The 16,809-nt window shown below is 39.4% G+C and carries 21 protein-coding genes; 3 read left to right on the top strand and 18 right to left on the bottom strand.

Going from position 1 to position 16,809, the window contains the following annotated elements; translation table 11 throughout:
• Window positions 1–26 precede the first annotated feature (26 nt).
• The 10 genes from ACYQ1I_RS07130 to ACYQ1I_RS07085 form a co-directional block, all read right to left on the bottom strand.
• Complete coding sequence (locus ACYQ1I_RS07130; RefSeq protein ID WP_459763770.1) at window positions 27–644, bottom strand: peroxiredoxin family protein; 618 nt, start codon at window positions 642–644, stop codon at window positions 27–29.
• Between the two features lie 106 nt (window positions 645–750).
• Window positions 751–1,638, bottom strand: a complete 888-nt coding sequence (locus tag ACYQ1I_RS07125) for a PSP1 domain-containing protein (protein WP_459763768.1) — start codon at window positions 1,636–1,638, stop codon at window positions 751–753.
• Window positions 1,632–2,618 carry a DNA polymerase III subunit delta' gene (gene holB / locus ACYQ1I_RS07120; protein ID WP_459763766.1) on the bottom strand — a complete coding sequence of 329 codons (987 nt, stop codon included), beginning with the start codon at window positions 2,616–2,618 and terminating at the stop codon, window positions 1,632–1,634. The genes ACYQ1I_RS07125 and holB overlap by 7 nt, the downstream gene beginning before the upstream one ends.
• 18 nt (window positions 2,619–2,636) lie before the next feature.
• Window positions 2,637–2,966: a cyclic-di-AMP receptor gene (locus ACYQ1I_RS07115; RefSeq protein ID WP_459763764.1), complete on the bottom strand. Its 330-nt coding sequence runs from the start codon at window positions 2,964–2,966 to the stop codon at window positions 2,637–2,639.
• A gap of 301 nt (window positions 2,967–3,267) precedes the next feature.
• Window positions 3,268–4,725 carry an N-acetylglucosamine-specific PTS transporter subunit IIBC gene (nagE, locus tag ACYQ1I_RS07110; RefSeq protein WP_459763762.1) on the bottom strand — a complete coding sequence of 486 codons (1,458 nt, stop codon included), beginning with the start codon at window positions 4,723–4,725 and terminating at the stop codon, window positions 3,268–3,270.
• A 157-nt stretch (window positions 4,726–4,882) separates the two neighbouring features.
• On the bottom strand, window positions 4,883–5,944 hold the full coding sequence (locus tag ACYQ1I_RS07105; RefSeq protein WP_459763761.1) for a glycosyltransferase: 1,062 nt from the start codon (window positions 5,942–5,944) through the stop codon (window positions 4,883–4,885).
• Window positions 5,945–6,076: 132 nt separating this feature from the next.
• A complete protein-coding gene (locus ACYQ1I_RS07100; protein WP_459763759.1) occupies window positions 6,077–7,102 on the bottom strand; it encodes a BclA C-terminal domain-containing protein in 1,026 nt (341 codons plus the stop codon).
• Between the two features lie 546 nt (window positions 7,103–7,648).
• A complete protein-coding gene (locus ACYQ1I_RS07095) occupies window positions 7,649–8,857 on the bottom strand; it encodes a helix-turn-helix domain-containing protein (RefSeq protein WP_459763757.1) in 1,209 nt (402 codons plus the stop codon).
• Window positions 8,858–9,231: 374 nt separating this feature from the next.
• Complete coding sequence (locus ACYQ1I_RS07090) at window positions 9,232–9,510, bottom strand: helix-turn-helix domain-containing protein (RefSeq protein ID WP_459763755.1); 279 nt, start codon at window positions 9,508–9,510, stop codon at window positions 9,232–9,234.
• Window positions 9,511–9,529: 19 nt separating this feature from the next.
• Window positions 9,530–10,081 carry an RNA polymerase sigma factor gene (locus ACYQ1I_RS07085; RefSeq protein WP_459763753.1) on the bottom strand — a complete coding sequence of 184 codons (552 nt, stop codon included), beginning with the start codon at window positions 10,079–10,081 and terminating at the stop codon, window positions 9,530–9,532.
• Between the two features lie 288 nt (window positions 10,082–10,369).
• On the opposite strand from ACYQ1I_RS07085, the gene ACYQ1I_RS07080 reads away from it, so the two are divergent.
• On the top strand, window positions 10,370–10,579 hold the full coding sequence (locus ACYQ1I_RS07080) for a BhlA/UviB family holin-like peptide (protein WP_459763751.1): 210 nt from the start codon (window positions 10,370–10,372) through the stop codon (window positions 10,577–10,579).
• A 353-nt stretch (window positions 10,580–10,932) separates the two neighbouring features.
• Window positions 10,933–11,160 (top strand): hypothetical protein, encoded by a 228-nt coding sequence (locus ACYQ1I_RS07075; RefSeq protein ID WP_459763749.1) that lies wholly within the window; start codon window positions 10,933–10,935, stop codon window positions 11,158–11,160.
• A 22-nt stretch (window positions 11,161–11,182) separates the two neighbouring features.
• Here the strand turns inward: ACYQ1I_RS07075 and tmk are convergent, their stop codons facing one another.
• Entirely contained in the window at window positions 11,183–11,836 is a 654-nt protein-coding gene (tmk, locus tag ACYQ1I_RS07070; RefSeq protein ID WP_459763748.1) for a dTMP kinase, read from the bottom strand.
• Between the two features lies 1 nt (window position 11,837).
• Window positions 11,838–13,295, bottom strand: coding sequence for an aminotransferase class I/II-fold pyridoxal phosphate-dependent enzyme (locus tag ACYQ1I_RS07065; protein ID WP_459763746.1), 1,458 nt, complete (start codon window positions 13,293–13,295; stop codon window positions 11,838–11,840).
• Window positions 13,296–13,457: 162 nt separating this feature from the next.
• Between ACYQ1I_RS07065 and ACYQ1I_RS07060 the strand changes: the two genes are divergently transcribed.
• Window positions 13,458–13,604 carry a hypothetical protein gene (locus ACYQ1I_RS07060; RefSeq protein WP_459763744.1) on the top strand — a complete coding sequence of 49 codons (147 nt, stop codon included), beginning with the start codon at window positions 13,458–13,460 and terminating at the stop codon, window positions 13,602–13,604.
• Window positions 13,605–13,670: 66 nt separating this feature from the next.
• Here ACYQ1I_RS07060 and ACYQ1I_RS07055 read toward each other — a convergent pair whose 3' ends face one another.
• The 6 genes from ACYQ1I_RS07055 to cobJ form a co-directional block, all read right to left on the bottom strand.
• Complete coding sequence (locus ACYQ1I_RS07055) at window positions 13,671–13,814, bottom strand: hypothetical protein (RefSeq protein WP_459763743.1); 144 nt, start codon at window positions 13,812–13,814, stop codon at window positions 13,671–13,673.
• Between the two features lie 161 nt (window positions 13,815–13,975).
• Entirely contained in the window at window positions 13,976–14,146 is a 171-nt protein-coding gene (locus tag ACYQ1I_RS07050) for a sigma factor G inhibitor Gin (RefSeq protein WP_459763741.1), read from the bottom strand.
• 204 nt (window positions 14,147–14,350) lie between these two features.
• A complete protein-coding gene (locus ACYQ1I_RS07045; RefSeq protein ID WP_459763739.1) occupies window positions 14,351–14,863 on the bottom strand; it encodes a DUF6106 family protein in 513 nt (170 codons plus the stop codon).
• A 104-nt stretch (window positions 14,864–14,967) separates the two neighbouring features.
• A complete protein-coding gene (locus tag ACYQ1I_RS07040; RefSeq protein ID WP_459763737.1) occupies window positions 14,968–15,153 on the bottom strand; it encodes a hypothetical protein in 186 nt (61 codons plus the stop codon).
• Between the two features lie 159 nt (window positions 15,154–15,312).
• On the bottom strand, window positions 15,313–16,068 hold the full coding sequence (gene cobK, locus ACYQ1I_RS07035; protein WP_459763735.1) for a precorrin-6A reductase: 756 nt from the start codon (window positions 16,066–16,068) through the stop codon (window positions 15,313–15,315).
• On the bottom strand, window positions 16,065–16,808 hold the full coding sequence (cobJ, locus tag ACYQ1I_RS07030; RefSeq protein ID WP_459763733.1) for a precorrin-3B C(17)-methyltransferase: 744 nt from the start codon (window positions 16,806–16,808) through the stop codon (window positions 16,065–16,067). Before cobJ ends, cobK begins: the two co-directional genes overlap by 4 nt.
• Between the last annotated feature and the right edge of the window lies 1 nt (window position 16,809).

The raw sequence follows: 16,809 nt of genomic DNA, 5'->3' as shown, positions 1-16,809 counted from the left end.
TCTGCAATTTAAAGAAAAAACTATCATTACTGTGTAAGCAATGCTTCTATATCATCCAACAGTTGGTCTTCTTCAACTACAGTTGTATAAACCTTATGAATACTTCCCTGGGAATCAATGATAAAGGTGGTAGGAAAGCTGCCAACATAGTAGGCCTGCTGAGCTTCTGCATCCTTATCGATCAGCATTTCATAAGCGTAATCAGCTTCATCTATCATTTCCAGCGCTTCAGTAAGACTGATGGAATCAAAAGCACTGGCATGGATTCCAACAAGGGCCACTTCATCATTAAATAAGGGCTGAATATTCTCTAATATGGCTAATTGATTAATCGCTTCCTCATTCCAGCTCACCCAAAAGCTCAATACAATGGGGCGGTCTTGAAATTGCTCCAGGCTGACGATTTCACCTTCGCTATTTTCCAACTGCAGCTTCGATACCCTATTGCCAGGATAAATTCCAGTCTTCTCACCTGAAGCGGTTTCACTGTCTGATAAATCCCCTGGCATCTCTTCCTCTGGCCCTGGGGATTCCTGAAGGGGCGGTAAATCAGGCTCCTGATCTACCTGTCTATTTTGATAGCTATAGTAAATACCAACTGCCAATACAATAATTAAAATCAATACCCAGATGCGGTTTCTCATTCCCTTTGTCACCTCTTTTTCATATGTTCAACCTTTATCATTATATCAAAGCCCTTACCTTAAGGAAAAGGCAAAGGTCCCCTTCGAGACACTCTGCCTTAATTTTCTATTCCTCCAGAGCCTTGAGCTCCTCCTCAAGGTCAGGCGGGATTTCATCATCCTGATTGGCCTTTTTATCGTCCTTAAGCTTAGTAACCTCATGAAGTGAAAATATTTTGATATCCTCTGAGTTATCTTTAGGGTTTCTGATTTTTACCTTTATCTGTTCCAACAGTACACTGGTATCAAAGACAATTCCTTCTCCTTCTGGAGTTTTGACAATGGCCCCAACCCCTGGGAGCTTATCAATGATTTGTTGATACAAATTATGCTCATACTTCAGACAACAAAACAGTCGACCACAAATGCCGGATATTTTTGCAGGGTTCAGGGAAAGACTTTGGTCTTTAGCCATTTTAATAGATACGGGCTCAAAATCACCTAACCAGGTAGCACAGCACAATGACTTACCGCAGGGGCCCAAACCACCAATCATTTTGGCTTCATCCCTAACACCAATTTGTCTTAGCTCAATTCGTGTTTTAAAGACAGAAGCTAAATCCTTCACCAGTTCTCGGAAATCAACTCTGCCATCGGCTGTAAAATAGAATATTACCTTGTTATTGTCAAAGGTATATTCCACATCAATCAGCTTCATATCAAGCTCATGATTTTTAATTTTGTTCAGACAAATCTGAAAGGCCTGGATTTCCTTTTCTTTATTTTCCCGATGCTTCGCTTCATCCTCTTCCGTCACAACCCGAATGACCTTCTTCAAGGGAGCAATGATTTCGTCTTCGCTGACCTCCTTAGGCCCCACGACTACCTCACCGTATTCAATTCCCCTTGCTGTTTCAACTATAACATTATCGTATTGATTAATTTCTATATGATCCGGATCAAAATAATAAATCTTACCAGCCTTTTTAAACCGTACACCAACAACAGTTACCATGACAATACCTCCTGAATATTTAAGAGCATGACTTCAAAGTTAAGCTGATAGTTTACATTGCTTTTAAGATTTTGCTTGGCCTTATCTATCATAAAAATAATTTCTCTTAATTGTTTCAACCCAATTTTGCTCGCTTGCTCCTGGATTTCTTTCATTTTATCATAATTCATGATAAATTGAAAAGCCTGGGTTTCTCTATATATCAATAAATCCCGATACCAGCTTGTAAAAATATCCAGTAATTCCTCAGCATAATTTTTTTCTTCCACAAAAAATTGCACTCTGTCAAGGAGCACAATTGTATTTTGATTTAACAGCTCCCGGGTAATTTCAAATAGGGTATTTCTCCTCCTGATAAAATCTTCATCCTCCAGCAGTTGCAGGGCCTTGCCCGGTATACCGTCTGAAAAGGCCGCAACAACCCTGGCAGCTTCGTTAGATATTCCCTTTTTGGCTTCAAGAAAATCAGCAATTTTATTTTTTTCGACAGGTCTCAGCCTTAATGCCTGACACCTTGATGCCACCGTGGGCAACAGGCGATTAATATTATTTACCAGCAAAATCAATACTCCATAGGTAGGTGGTTCTTCAAGGGTTTTTAACAGGGCATTTTGAGCCTGTGTTGTCATGGTTTCTGCATTACAAAGTACAAATACCTTGTATTTGCCCTCGTAGGGCTTCATGAGAATCTCTTTTTGCAGCTCTCTTATCTGCTCGATTTTAATGGCACCTTCTGGTTCGATCCATTTAATTTCAGGGTGATTTCCATGTTGGCTCTTTATACAGCTTTGACAGGTATGGCACGGTTTATTCTCTTTGCTTTGGCAAACAATTCCCATTGCCAGCTCTCTGGCAATGGTTCGTTTTCCCAGCCCCGCCAGGCCTTCAATCAGATACCCATGGGATACCTGCTTACGGGTCAATGCTATTTTCAAACTTTCTATCGTTCGATCTTGTCCAATTATTGCTTCAAAGGCCATCAATATGGACCTCTCTTTCTACAGCTTAATATATTTCTCAACATCAACGACAAATACTGTCGCTCCCCCCACTTTTACCTCAATGGGGTAGGGAATAAAGACCCCAGTGGCTCCCGATACAGGAGTCGGCGGTGTGGCGATCTGCTCTCTGGATTCACAGTTGTTTTTAATAATCTCAATTACCTGATCTACCTCTTCATCCTCTGTTCCTACCAGCAGGGTAGTATTCCCAGCCCTTAGAAATCCTCCTGTGGTGGCTAATTTGGTTACTCGAAACCGATGGCTGGTTAATTCCTCTAATAATGGATGAACATCTTCATCATGAACAATGGCAATAACAAGTTTCATCTTGCTATCCCTCCTTTATAGAATAAGATATGTTTAACTATTAACATTATACCCCACCTTTGCCTGTGGTTACAAAAAAATCTGTGCTTTTCCTCGATGCTTTGCATCTCATATTACAAGGCTTAATAGACTTTGTAGATATTGGAAATATTATATACAACCCATTGGCCTATGTCAACAGAAGTATTCTCTCATAGGCATAAGAACATATTCTTCCTTTGGATGATTTAAAGGGTTATAAAAAAGCACCAACAGGTTATTGGCATCCCCTGCTGGTGCAGTACATTTTACACAAATTGCCTCATTTTCCAGCTCTAATCCTGTCGATCTCTTCAGCAACAAATTGTACCTGGGGTCCAATGATTACCTGTATCCCCCTTGGTCCAATTATTTTTACACCTAACACCTGGGCCCCCTTGATTTTTTCCTGATCAACCGCTTCCATACTCCTTACTTCCACCCGCAGACGGGTGATGCAATTTTCTATTGAAACGATATTTTCTGAACCCCCTAAGCCTTCGTAAATTCTAACTGCCATCTGATAAAATTTATCTGTCGTATGATCGAGGAGCGAATTTTCTTTAACCTCTGCCTCATCTTCCAATTCCTCTCTGCCAGGGGTCATGAGGTTAAAGCGAGTGATAAAGAACCTAAATAAGAAATAATATATAACTGCAAAAACCAAGCCCTGAAGCACCAGCATATAGGGTTTATTGGCCAGGGGCATTTTTAGACTTAGCATAAGGTCTATTAGCCCGGCACTAAAGCCAAAACCGGCGGTCCAATGGAAGAAAGCTGAAATGGCAAGGGATATCCCAGTCAAAGCAGCATGTAGTAAATATAGCAAAGGGGCAACAAACATAAAGGAAAATTCCAGGGGCTCGGTCACACCTGTTAAAAAGGAAGCGAAGCCTGCAGCCAGCATTAATGAGTACACCAGCTTTTTCTTTTCTGGCTTGGCTGTTTGGTAAATGGCAAAGGCAGCCCCCACCAAACCAAACATCATAACGGGGAAAAAGCCCGCCTGGTACATCCCTGTAATTCCTTTTACCCCAGTACTGGACCAAAAGTTTCCAATGTCATTAATGCCTGCCACATCAAACCAAAATACAGAGTTTAATGCATGATGCAGCCCCGTTGGAATTAACAATCTATTAAAGAAACCGTACAGCCCTGCCCCTAAAAAGCCAAGACTGCTGATGGCTGTACCAAAGGCCACTAAACCAGAATAAACCACCGGCCATACAAAGAACAAGACAACGGATACCCCAATCATGGCAATGGATGACATAATCGGAACTAAACGTTTTCCGCTGAAAAAGGCCAGGGCATCGGGCAGCTTCACATGGCTAAAGCGGTTATACATTTCGGCCGCCACCAGCCCTGATATGATACCGATAAATTGATTTCCAATTTGTTCAAAGGCAGGATTCACCGCCGCCTCTTCGATTCCCCTGAACATGGCAACCGAGGCGGTTGAAAGCAACGTTGTCACCACTAAGTAGCCCACTAAGCCACCGAGGGCAGCAGAACCATCCCTTTCCTTCGCCATACCCAGGGCCACCCCTATGGCAAATAGAATTGACATATTGTCAATAATTGAAGCTCCAGCCTTGATTAAAAAGGCTGCCACAGCACTGCCGCCCCCCCAGCCAGAGGGGTCGATCCAATAGCCTATTCCCATTAAAATGGCTGCCGCAGGTAAAACCGCCACCGGCAGCATTAAGGAACGGCCAATTCTTTGCAGATACTTTTTCATTTCACAAGCCTCCTCTACATTAAAATTATTAATGTTTGCAGCCATTGTTTTAATACCAGTGCTTCCTGATGATTAAAAAATAGCTTACTATACATTATTAATGGCAGAGAAGGTTCATACCTCTGTTCTAAAATTTTGCCCCATACCGACCTATTATTCAGTCATTATTTTTAAAGTTTTTAAAAAACACTTTATTTTTTTCAACAATTTCATCATTCGGTTTATATTCTCCCGCCAGTTCATTATAATGAATGGCCTTCATATATTCTCCCTTCTCATAATAGCATACACACAATTCCATACTAGGGATATATCCCCAGGCATCTTCGTGAATAAAGCCCCAGCAATTTTTAGGTTTCTTCAAATCAAGGGCCAAACTAAACCAGAAGATTGCTTGATCGTACTTTTTTTGCTCCTTAAAAAAATACCCAATTTGGCAACATATTTCTGCCCTTGGGGAATCGTGTTGAAGACTGTTAAGTAATGCGATTATTCCTTCTTTCGGCTGATTAAGGGCTTTATAGCATATCGATAGCTCGTAGCAGGCTGCAATTTTATCTTCTATCCATCCTTCCTTAAAGCCTAAGAATTGATTAAAATAGTCTATTGCCTCTTGATATCGCTTTTTGGTTTTAAGCTCCCTGGCATAGTAATAAATTCCCCTTAGACTTAAACTTTTTCCTGACTTAATAATTTCATCATATATTTTTAGATTTCTACCAGCTTCCGATTTTTTTATTTTGTTATGTGTTATGGCTATATCTGTACTCATTATGTTTCCAGATAAAGCTATATATTCATGAACAGGCTCCTTCCACTTATAGCCCCTTTCACGCTTTGTGATTCTCTCACGGTAATAAGAAAAGACAACATTCCCCTTCTTATCGAATCCCACATTATATTTCATCATGACAACGTCAATATTATGATTTAATTGATTGTTTTTGAATTTTAAAAGCTTTGCTTGATCTTCGGGCAAAATAATATCATCTGCATCTAACCACATAATATACTCCTTCGTAGCCTTTTCATAAGAGAAATTTCTTGCGGCTGAAAAATCATTAATCCACGTAAAATCATAAATCATATCAGTATACTGGGCGGCTATTTCCTTTGTTTTATCCGACGAACCTGTATCAACAATAACAATCTCATCGACAATACCCTTAACTGATTCAAGACATCGTGCCAAGGACTCTTCTTCATTTTTTACAATCATACATAAACTTAAAGCGGCCAAAGTGTCACCCCTCTAAACAATCTTCATAGGAAATTTTAAAAAGTTGTTAATATTCCTTGCATTATAGATTTAATTAAGAAGGCCTGCTTGGCAAGCCTCCTTAATAATTTTTTAATCTGACAGTCTAATGATTGTCAGACTTGCTCCAGCTCCTGCCTGTAACGTAGCTGCACCAAGTAATCCAAATAATTCTAATGACACTGTAGAGTCTGCTGGTAAAGTTACAATTACTTCAGCATCAAATTCAGAAATTGTTAAAACTGGATTAATTGTAGAAGCGAGATTTGGTGTACCATTAATCACCAGTCTTGCTCCTAAAAGCAGACCCGCCGTTAATCTTACACTATAGGCAATTCTATATCTACCTTCCGGAGCTATAGTAAACACTGTATTGGCTCCATTAACTGTAATATCAGGCGATAGGTTTTGAGCATCCGGTAGCGGAACTGTGGTACCACCTAGTACGACAGCAATAATTGATCCACCGGTATTGGCTGCAAAGGCTGAGGTTTCCGTAATAGCCGGCCCTGTTGCTCCGGTCGCACCTGTTGCTCCTGCTGGGCCTGCCGGACCCTCTGGACCTGCTGGGCCTTCTGGACCCGCTGGGCCTGCCGGACCCTCTGGACCTGCTGGGCCTGTCGCTCCTGTTGCTCCTGCTGGACCCGCTGGGCCCGCTGGACCTGCTGGACCTGCTGGGCCTTCTGGACCTGTTGGACCTGTTGGACCTATTGAAGAAGTATCTTCTATCGTCACAATACCAGATCCTTCTGTTACAGTAATATCAAGTGTATCAGATTGAAAAATTAAATTTTCTCCTACTCCGACTGTAGCACTACCGACAGGCCCCAGCACATTAAATAAGGTGCCTCCAGGAGCAAACGTTCCAGTTGGTCCAGTAGCTCCGGTCGGACCTGCTGGGCCTGCCGGTCCCGCTGGACCTGCTGGGCCTGCCGGTCCCGCTGGACCTGCTGGGCCTGGTGCTCCTGCTGGGCCTGGTGGGCCTGTTGGGCCTACAGGTTGTTTCCCCCACCATGGAGTGCTATATTTAGAATAAAGCATACTACTTCGCCTAATGTCCTGTCGTTTAGAATCACCACAACAGAAACTATCCTCCCTAATATCATTTTCTTTATCCATCGATAATCTCTCCTTATTGTTTAAATATTAATATCGATTACTAAGAGTTTTTAATTAATTTAGGTAATTTAATGTGTTTTTTAAGTATCTTCTAATGTTAAGTTGTGTTTTTTATAAATCTCCTGGCAAATTAAAGTGTCAACCCTTGTTTGCGGCACTTTTTATTTGTTTTTTTATATTATCTCTTTCTTTCTCCGAATTGCTTCTATCGATGGTTTTTCATAATTATTTTATGCCTACAGCAAAAATGTGTCCCTTTTAAAATGGCCTCAATCTAAAAAGGAGCGTTGCCGATTGCAACACCCCCAAATATATCAAAGTATCAGAACAACCTAACACAGATTTTTGCATAGTAGAAATAAAGAAAGCTACCAGAATTGATACAATTATGCTGGTAGCTTTTTTATCAAATTACGGAACAAGCCATATGAAGTTTGCATTAATTCAAGAAAATTGAATATAAAACTATACAACCTAACGTAAAAAAAGTTTAATTAGTATGCTCCAGGCATGGGATCACCCATAAGTCTGATTCTATTTCTATTATTAAAATTTTGATAATCGCCAATTGTTTCGACAAAGCTTTTCTAATTGGTGTAGGTTATTAAAGTACTGTTTTGTTTGGAGGTCAATTTCCATTTGCAGAAAGTGTAGGTCTATTAATTTATCTACTCCCGAAACCTTCTCAGCAATCATAAGGCCTTGATTAATAAGTTCAACTGCTTTATCTATCTTATTCAACTTAAAGTTTAATTTAGCTTTCAGAAGGAATAGATATGGAATGTAGAAATTATTCACTTTATCTTGATAATCGTAAGCTAAGGCTGCATAATACATGCTCTTTTCGTAATCTTCTTTTATTTCATACAGTTCCGCTAAATTCTCATAAACCAGCATTAAATTATCAGTAGTCAATTTTTCAGGTTTTTTTAACATTTTATTATATAACTTAATAGCTTTGTCAAAATGCTGTATATCTCGATAAGTGTTGGCTTCAATAATAACGATCCTTTGATAAAAGTCTTGATCATAATAATTTAATTCTTTAAACTGCGCAATTCCATTCAGTACCATATCGTACTTTTTTTGCCTTCGATAGCAAAGCACTCTATTTATGACTAAGAGCATTTTCATTCTGTCATAGTTTTGGGGCTTATGTAGATAAAGTATATCTTCTAATTGAGCAAAATATAATAGCGCCTGTTCTATTAACATTAAAGAATAGTGACTGATACCAATTAAATTATATAATGAAGCCACTTTTTCATATTGTTCCTTTTTTAGATAGTAGGCCAGGGCGCAGAAGAAGTCTTGAAGGGCCTCATTGTATTGATAGGTGTCATAGTAAAATCTTCCTCGAGTCATTTGCAGCTCTGCCACTACTGAATCAAGCTTCCATTCCTGGGCAAATTCAATGAGATTTTTAATTCCATTTTCTACTTGAGCTTCATTTTGCTGAGAGGGATTCTTAAGTAGCTGCTGCATATCATCCAGCTTTTCTTTAATTAGCCGTTGGGCCTGTTCAACCTCTGTTTCCAATAGAAAGTCGGGAGTAATTTCCTTTCCTAAATTGGGGTAGTATTGATTTAAGGCAGAAGCGATTACAGTAGCAGCCCTATAGGTCAGGTTTCTTTTATTATTTTCAATCATGCTGATTAAGCTTCGAGTAATTTCATCATTTGTTAGATCGTCTTGATTCAATCCGATATCTGTTCGCAGCTTCCTTATTTTTTCTCCCGTACTCATAATTTTCATCAGTTCATTTTCCCTCCTCTATAGGTAACTTTGCAAAAAAGTCACATAATTGAATCTGCTTTAAATATACAATTTATTCCACCCACTGTCAATAGTCTATGATCGGTACAGTTATTGAATTTTTAGCACTAAACTAGATTAATATTTTGCCGTAGGCCTTATAATTTCTTTATTACATATATAATAAATATTACTAAAAAAATACATTAAAAGTCGAGGTTGTTAAATGAATGTAACGGTTTTTCCTTCAAATTATAAACAAAGCTTGAAAATTATATTTATTTAAAATTAATTTATAAATATTCTAATGGCGCTTACATAAAAGTACCGAACCTGACCATATATAAGATCAAATCCGGTACTAATAATGAGGTTTATTTCTGATTATTATTTTGAACATTTCTTACACCCTTGTTTGTTTTTAATGTCCTTTCAAAGGATTTTTTTATACTTTGATCCGGCTTAAAGTGAAAGGAGTGAATACAATTGATTAGTCTAATACATAGCTCCTGATAGCAATCCTCGTTGAAGACCCCGTTTATGTAGCTGTTTCTAATCATCAGTGGCTTAAACATTTCTATGATTTTTTCCACCGCAGCTTTATCTCCCTCCTGGGCCTTCTCAATGATTTCCCTAATTTCTCTATTCTCCATAGAATTCCCCCCTAATCCCCTAGATGGCTCTTCTATATCTATGGCCGAGTTGCTTTTTCAGCTTATTCAGGGCTGCATTTTTGATTTTGTTAACCCCCTGCTTTGTGATTCCCAGCTTTGCCGCTACAAATGTATCGCTTTCTCCTAATAGAATACATTTAGTTAAAACCTCTCTTTGTCTATCTGTAAGCGCATGGATCGCTTTTATGATTTCTTGATCATGGGAAATTTCATTGTAAGTAAAATGATTATATGTTAGCTTACCTATGTCATCTGTGAAGTCACCAGTAGAATCCATTAGCAGATTGATTCTTTCCTCTGTAAAATCGGGATCTACCACATTTAGGCTTAGCTCCTCTCGGGCCTTCAGTTGGCTACTCTTATTCCTGATTTGAACAGAAGAATACAGGATGGTCTTTTTGACGTAGCCATAGAAATAGGCTTTAAAAACATAGTCTTCGAAATCCTCTGTTAACTTCTGTCGATGCTTTTCTGACGGGGTACTATAAAATTGGCACGCTTCAAAATCAGTCTGTTTTTCTCTAAAGAAATTGTCTACCAGTTGACTCATTGATACTCACCTCCTTTCTATTGTGTTAATTTATAAGAGTGAAATTCTAATATTTTGTAAACCACAAAATAAAATTTATATGATAAAAGCCTTATTTTTCAGGAACGTATGTTCTATTTTTTGGTAAAAAAAAGATTGCTTCTACCTAAACCCCTGTAAATAGCTTATATTTATATTATAAATTAAAATAGTAAAAATTACAATATTTTGGATATTACAATTGGTTTACATTTTTGTTATTTTACACTCTTAAGTATAAATAGTTAATTTATAAAGGAGGTTATCAATATGGAAGGTGAATTATTAAAGCTGGCAGCATCTCAAGGAATATGGGCGGCGTTATCTGTGGTCTTGATATTTTATACCTTTAAAACCCATGAAAAGAGGGAATCAAAGTATCAAGAGATAATTTCCGGACTAACAGAAAGACTCAGTACATTAGACCACATGAAGCAAGAAATTGAACGGATCAAGGAAAGGCTGAAAGCACCATTCTGAAATCGTTAAATAACCTTTGCAATGGGTCGGGCCAGTATAGGTGCACGGCCCAATTTTATTTATTCTAACCCTTCATTTTCATATTGATATTGGTATAATAGCTGTCTTTTCTTTTAGATACCATTTTTTCTGGCTAATCCTTTCTTTTTTCCTTTTGGTATGTTAAGTTAAATATAACATATATTAGCTTTTCAGGATTATTACTTTTTTTACTTTTTTATGACAGAGGTTACAAAATAATTGCCTTTTAAAACCTATCAGCCATTCATTTTCTATTTTTTAACTATGATTACACTTATGCTAACGGAGGTATATAATATAGTAAGAAGATGGGATCAGTGGGGGGTGTAGTTATGGCGGATTTGTTCATTGGTACCTTATTCAGCATTGTACTGTTGGCCTTTTTGATTCATGCCTATATTGACCCTGAGGAAAGCTACATGATGGGAAAACGCTGGATGTTTGAAGAAGAAGTGGAGCTGTCCGAGGATTTTAAAAGCTATATTCGCTTTGTTTCAATGGCAGGTATAATCATTATTTCACTTATTTTAATTATTAGTTATATAAGGGCCTTTCGTTAATTTTATTAAAAAGACAATAGCCTTAAAGGGGGCTATTGTCTTTTTGTGCTTTACCTTTAGATAAAAGTGAAGTAATGATATTCTGAATTTCTGCCTGAATGTCAATTACATTACGTTCCCCATCTATTCTTTTAATACGAGCCGGAAACCTTTCGGCTAATTCCAAATAGGCATTATAGACCGATTGATGAAATTGTATTTTTTCCTGCTCAAGGCGGTCTCCCTGACCCCTTGATTTAATTCGACCCAGGCTGATTTCAGGTGAAATTTCCAAGAGTAATGTAATGTCTGGTTCTAACCCCTGGGTGGCAAAGCGGTTGATATCAGCCACAGCATCATAGCCTAAGCCCCGGCCCCACCCTTGATAGACGAGGCTGGAGTCTATATATCGGTCACAAATTACAATTTCGCCTCGATTTAAGGCAGGCTGTATAACTTGCTTAACCAATTGCCCCCGGGAAGCTGCATATAAAAGAGCCTCTGTTGTGTGGCTCATTTCAGCGTGACGCTGATCTAAAACAATATCCCTTATCTTCTCTCCAATCAAGGTGCCTCCAGGTTCTCTGGTAACCAGTACCCTTAAGCCCTGCTTCTCTAAAAATTCCTTTAACAGTATAATTTGGGTGGTTTTTCCCGCCCCATCAGTTCCTTCTATGGTAATAAATAAACCACTCATTCTATATCACCTCATTATCATCTATCACTTCAATTAGTAATTCTTCACCACCCATTAGCCCCAATACCTCCATTCCATTACCATGCAGGTGCTGTATATAGGTTATCATTTCCTCGTTAATTCGCTCTCCCGGTACTACCATAGGGATTCCCGGGGGATAGGGTACAATGGTGGTGCCACTGATTTTTCCATTGCTATCTTTAAATGGGCGGGTTTTTTTCCTTCGATACAGGGCATCCCTCAGGCCCAGGGCCTGCTGTGGCATCTGGACAGGATAAGGAGGAAAGTCTTTGATCTTTTCTTTCCCCAACCTTTGAGATATTTCCTCCAAGGCCCTGACTAGCTTTTCAAAATCCTGTTTTTGATTTCCCATGGTGGCTATGGCCAGCATGCCATACATGTTTGACAATTCCATTTGAATGGAATATTTTTCTCTTAACATTTGTTCCATACAATGGCCCGAACGATTAAGCTGCCTTAGGCTAATCCACAGCTTGGTCGGGTCCATGGCTTTGACATGATCTTTATTGAAGAGTCCTTGATCTAGTAGGGTAATACCGTTAATTTCTTTGATTTGACTTTTAAACCAGTCTATATGATCAAGCAGTGCCTCCATTAGCTCCCTTCCCTGGGTTTGACAGATCATCACTGCCAGATCAAGAGAAGCTAACAAAATATAGGAGGGACTGCTGCTTTGATGAAGCCGCAGCATAAATCTTAGCTTCTCCCGGTCAACCCGGTTTCCTTGAACATGCAGCATGGCACTTTGGGTTAGTGCTGGCAGGGTTTTATGGGTACTTTGAACCACCAAATCAGCACCACATTCCAGGGCTGTTTTTGGAAGTTTGTCACTTAAAAAGAAGTGGGCCCCATGGGCTTCATCCACCAGTAGAATTTTATTGTAACGATGTACAATTTCAGCTATTTTTTCCAGGTCACTGGCAATACCATGGTAGGTTGGGTAGGTAATCAGCACCGCCTTCACCTCAGGATGCTCAAGTATACACCTTTCTATTTTTTCAGGTGAAAGCCCCAGGGCAATTCCCTGCTCTATATTCATATGGGGATAAACGTAAATCGGTACACAATCACCTAAAAGGAGTCCATGGATAACCGATTGATGGCAGTTTCGATTGACTAGTACCTTATCGCCTGGGTTGGTAACCGCCATCAGCATGCTATATATACCGGCTGTACTGCCATTCACTAAAAAGTAGGTTTCTTCACTGCCAAAGAGCTCTCTGGCCCTCGATTGAGCGTTTTTAATGATCCCCTGGGGATGATGCAGATTATCGGTACCGGGAATTTCAGTCGTATCAAGATTCAAGGCCAATGATTTAAAGTTTTTATAGGGGATACGATCATAAAGAAAGCCATTTTTATGACCAGGCATATGAAAAGAAACCACCTGCTGCCTGTTCATTTTCAGAAGCTGGTCTATGATAGGCGATTGTTTCATTTTAATTCTCCTTCTTTTTAATCTATCTATTGATTCGATAGAAGGCCGCCTTTTCCCTTCATTTTTATTGGATTGTATATTTTGTAAATAAATAAGCGAAACTAAAGGTAGAACATGCTTCTAGTAACACCATGTTCTAAATTGAATAAGGATGGTGTTTATATGAAGGATTATCAGATTAAGAGCTTACGAGAATTGATTAAGGCCTATGGTGATCATAAAACGGATGTGGAAATATCCCAGCTGCTTGCCGTCCCCTTGAATCAAGTTTCTCAGGAACGAAAAAAGCTACTGACTGAATCGAAATAAACCCATCTTATCTAAAACGGGACTCCTCAGGGAGTCCCTATATTTTTTTGTTTACTTAATGAAAGCTTAATTTGATTTTGTTTTTTCATGCTTTCTAAGGGCGGCCAGTACCGCAAAATATATTACAAAATAGAGTGCTATCAATACTGGTACGTACATTATTACTCTTAATAAGGCTGCTACTATGATGTCAGGGTATATTCTTGACATTGTGTTCCCCCCTAATAATTTTATAAATGCTTAGGCCGGAAATTGGCCGTTGCCTGTATTTTTTTAGGTGCCTCTTATGTACTTCGACAAAAAGAAAAGAACTCCTTTTTTAAGGAATTCAGTCTGTGAGGGACTCCCGGGGAATCCCTCATTTTTTAAGTTTATTGAAACAATGCTTCCTTTATTCTGTCCTTTATCTCATCATAATTAATATGCTCGGGCGTTGTTTTTACTATTTCTGCCTCGCATTTCCCACATATGTATTTGTTCTTTATGAAAATTCCTCCTGTTTCATACTGATTGCAAATATGACATTGAAGCCTATCCTTCATACTTGTCACCAACCTCTTGATTATATTTACCTAATAGTTTTCCCCGATCTTTATTAGTTTATTCGTACCTCTCGTACATTGTTATTATAATTTTTTAATTAATTTTCATATAAAAAACAGCCCTTTATGAACTGAACTTTGTCAAGTAAACAGATAATCTAATTTTTAATTAATTAGACTGTCTACTTTGAAAGTATCATATCATTAGCTGGACTGTTTATTCTTATACTTTTTTATCTGTTTTCCTAATTCGTTTAACAATTCTTCACTGGGCTGCAAAATAAACCGATAGGTTTTATTATCTTGATTAAACTCACCGCCATAGACCCCTTTACCCTTGAGCCTACAGGCCAAACCATATATCTTTTTACAGGTCTTCGATTTGGGCATCTCATCTACGGGCTTGATCCAATTAATATCATATATCTTAATATTGAGTATTTTATTTTCCTTTTTTCCTATTTGCTTATAGAAGATTAACTCGTCAGCAATTAGAATATAGGTATACTGTGCAAGCCTGCGATTAATGATATAAGAGCATAGCCCCGCAACAAAAATCAAAATAACAATACTGACAATAGACCCGGCTTTTCTCGGTAAAAAGTTTGTTAATTCAACCAGTAAATTAATGCCAATGACTACAATCAAAATAAAGCGTATATTTTGCCAGAGGCTTTTTTTCGATTCACTTACTGTATGTCGGATTAACGCTGCCATTAAAGTACGCTCCTTTAAAAAAAATTTCCTTCCTATCATATCATCTTATGAATCGTACTTCAAGGGAAAATCGTAATAAAAAATAGTCCTTGCTTTCATAGGGACTATTTTACAACCCTGAGGGAGCGCCTTTGGGGCTGGTTTTTTTTCTTCCTGGTATTTCTAACGGTTTTAACCTTTTTATGATTCCTCATTTCTTGACCGGTAAAATACACTAAACTAATCATAAATAGACCTACGGGAATTAATAAGAGTACCAAAAACGCCACACTGATCCAGTAGCCTAGCATATGACCCCTCCTCTGTCGAATACCCACTGTGGCTGACATAAATTGCCGCTAATATCATAAAAAGCTCGTGATTTTTCATTGATTGCCTTATAAGATTACTTATTCTACAATTTTATGTCAATTCCTGCTGTTTTTCATAGGTCACCATGCCTAATTTCATTAATTTTTACGAAGCTCTGATACAAGTCCTACTAAGTCATCAAACACCCTGCCATAATTGATTGGGGGTCTTTTTACTACAATAACCGGTATCCCTAGGGCTTTGGCAGCCCTGAGCTTCTCTTCGGTTCCCCCGGCCCTGCCGCTGTCCTTTGTTACCACCACCTTGGCACCGTACTGTACAAACATCATTCTATTCATTTCTTCGCTGAAGGGCCCCTTCATGGCTATGATATTATCGGGGGTAAAGCCATAGGCCTCGCAGGTCCTAATGATGGATGAAAAGGGCAATACTCTGGCCACCAGCCGGTCTGCCCCCATCACCTCAACAAAGGTCTTAAGGTGGTTACTTCCGATGGTCAAAAATGCCTTTTCACCTATGGTATCGGCCAGCCTGGCGGCCTCAGCAAAATCCACTGCCTCCAATACCCTCGTTTCCTGATTCAGGTCAACACCCCTTCTTTCATACCGGAAATAGGGAATATGGAAGGCCTTAGCACATTCAATGGCCATGGTGGAAATATTGGCGGCATAGGGATGGGTCACATCAACAATGGCCTGAATTTCCTCTCTTGTCAGAAGCTCCTTTAAGGAAGCCTCTGTCAGCTTCCCCTCCAATACCTTGACGCCATCATGCTGCCCCAGGCATTTTGCCCCGTAATCTGTGGTAACAGTGGCTAAAACCCGATACTGGTGCTGAAGCAACAGCCTGATTAGAGTTTCCCCTTCCATGGTTCCACATAGGGCCAGGATCATAGCTGATAACCCCTTGGCGTAATCATAACACCGTTTTGAATATAGGTGTTGCTGTTACCAATAATCACCACGGTGGTCATGTCAATGGCTTCCCCAAGCATGGCTCCCAGGGTGCTTAAGGTGATCTGTTCTCCTTCCCGTTTGGCATTTTTAACGATTCCAACAGGGGTCTGGGGGCTTCTGTACTGAGAGATAATTTGAACAGCCTCCTCTATTTGGCTGGTGCGGCCTTTGCTTTTGGGATTATAAAGGGTAATGACAAAATCTGCCTGGCTGGCCAGGTCGATTCTCTTTTTAATCACATTCCAGTCTGTTAAAAGGTCACTCAGGCTAATTACCGCAAAGTCATGCATCAGCGGGGCACCTAGGGATGCAGCGGCGGCACTGACTGCTGTAATGCCTGGTAATATTTCTACTTCAACGGCAGGGCTCACCTCATTGTTAATCTCCAGCAATATTCCCGCCATACCATAGATTCCAGGGTCTCCGCTGCTGACCAAAACGACCCTATGGCCCTCCTGGGCCAAGGTCACCGCTTGCCTGCATCGATCGATTTCCTTCCTCATACCGCTGTCAATCACCCTTTTATCCTTTATTAGAGGGGCAATTAAATCAATATAGGTTTTATAGCCAATCATAATATCTGCCTGCTCGATGGCCTCCTTTACAGCCGGGGCCATTAAATCTATATTACCGGGGCCAATTCCAGCCACAGTAACCTTTCCTATTCTATTCGTCATA

It is taken from the genome of Alkaliphilus crotonatoxidans (assembly GCF_054658015.1).
This window is presented reverse-complemented; position numbering and strand designations above follow the sequence as displayed.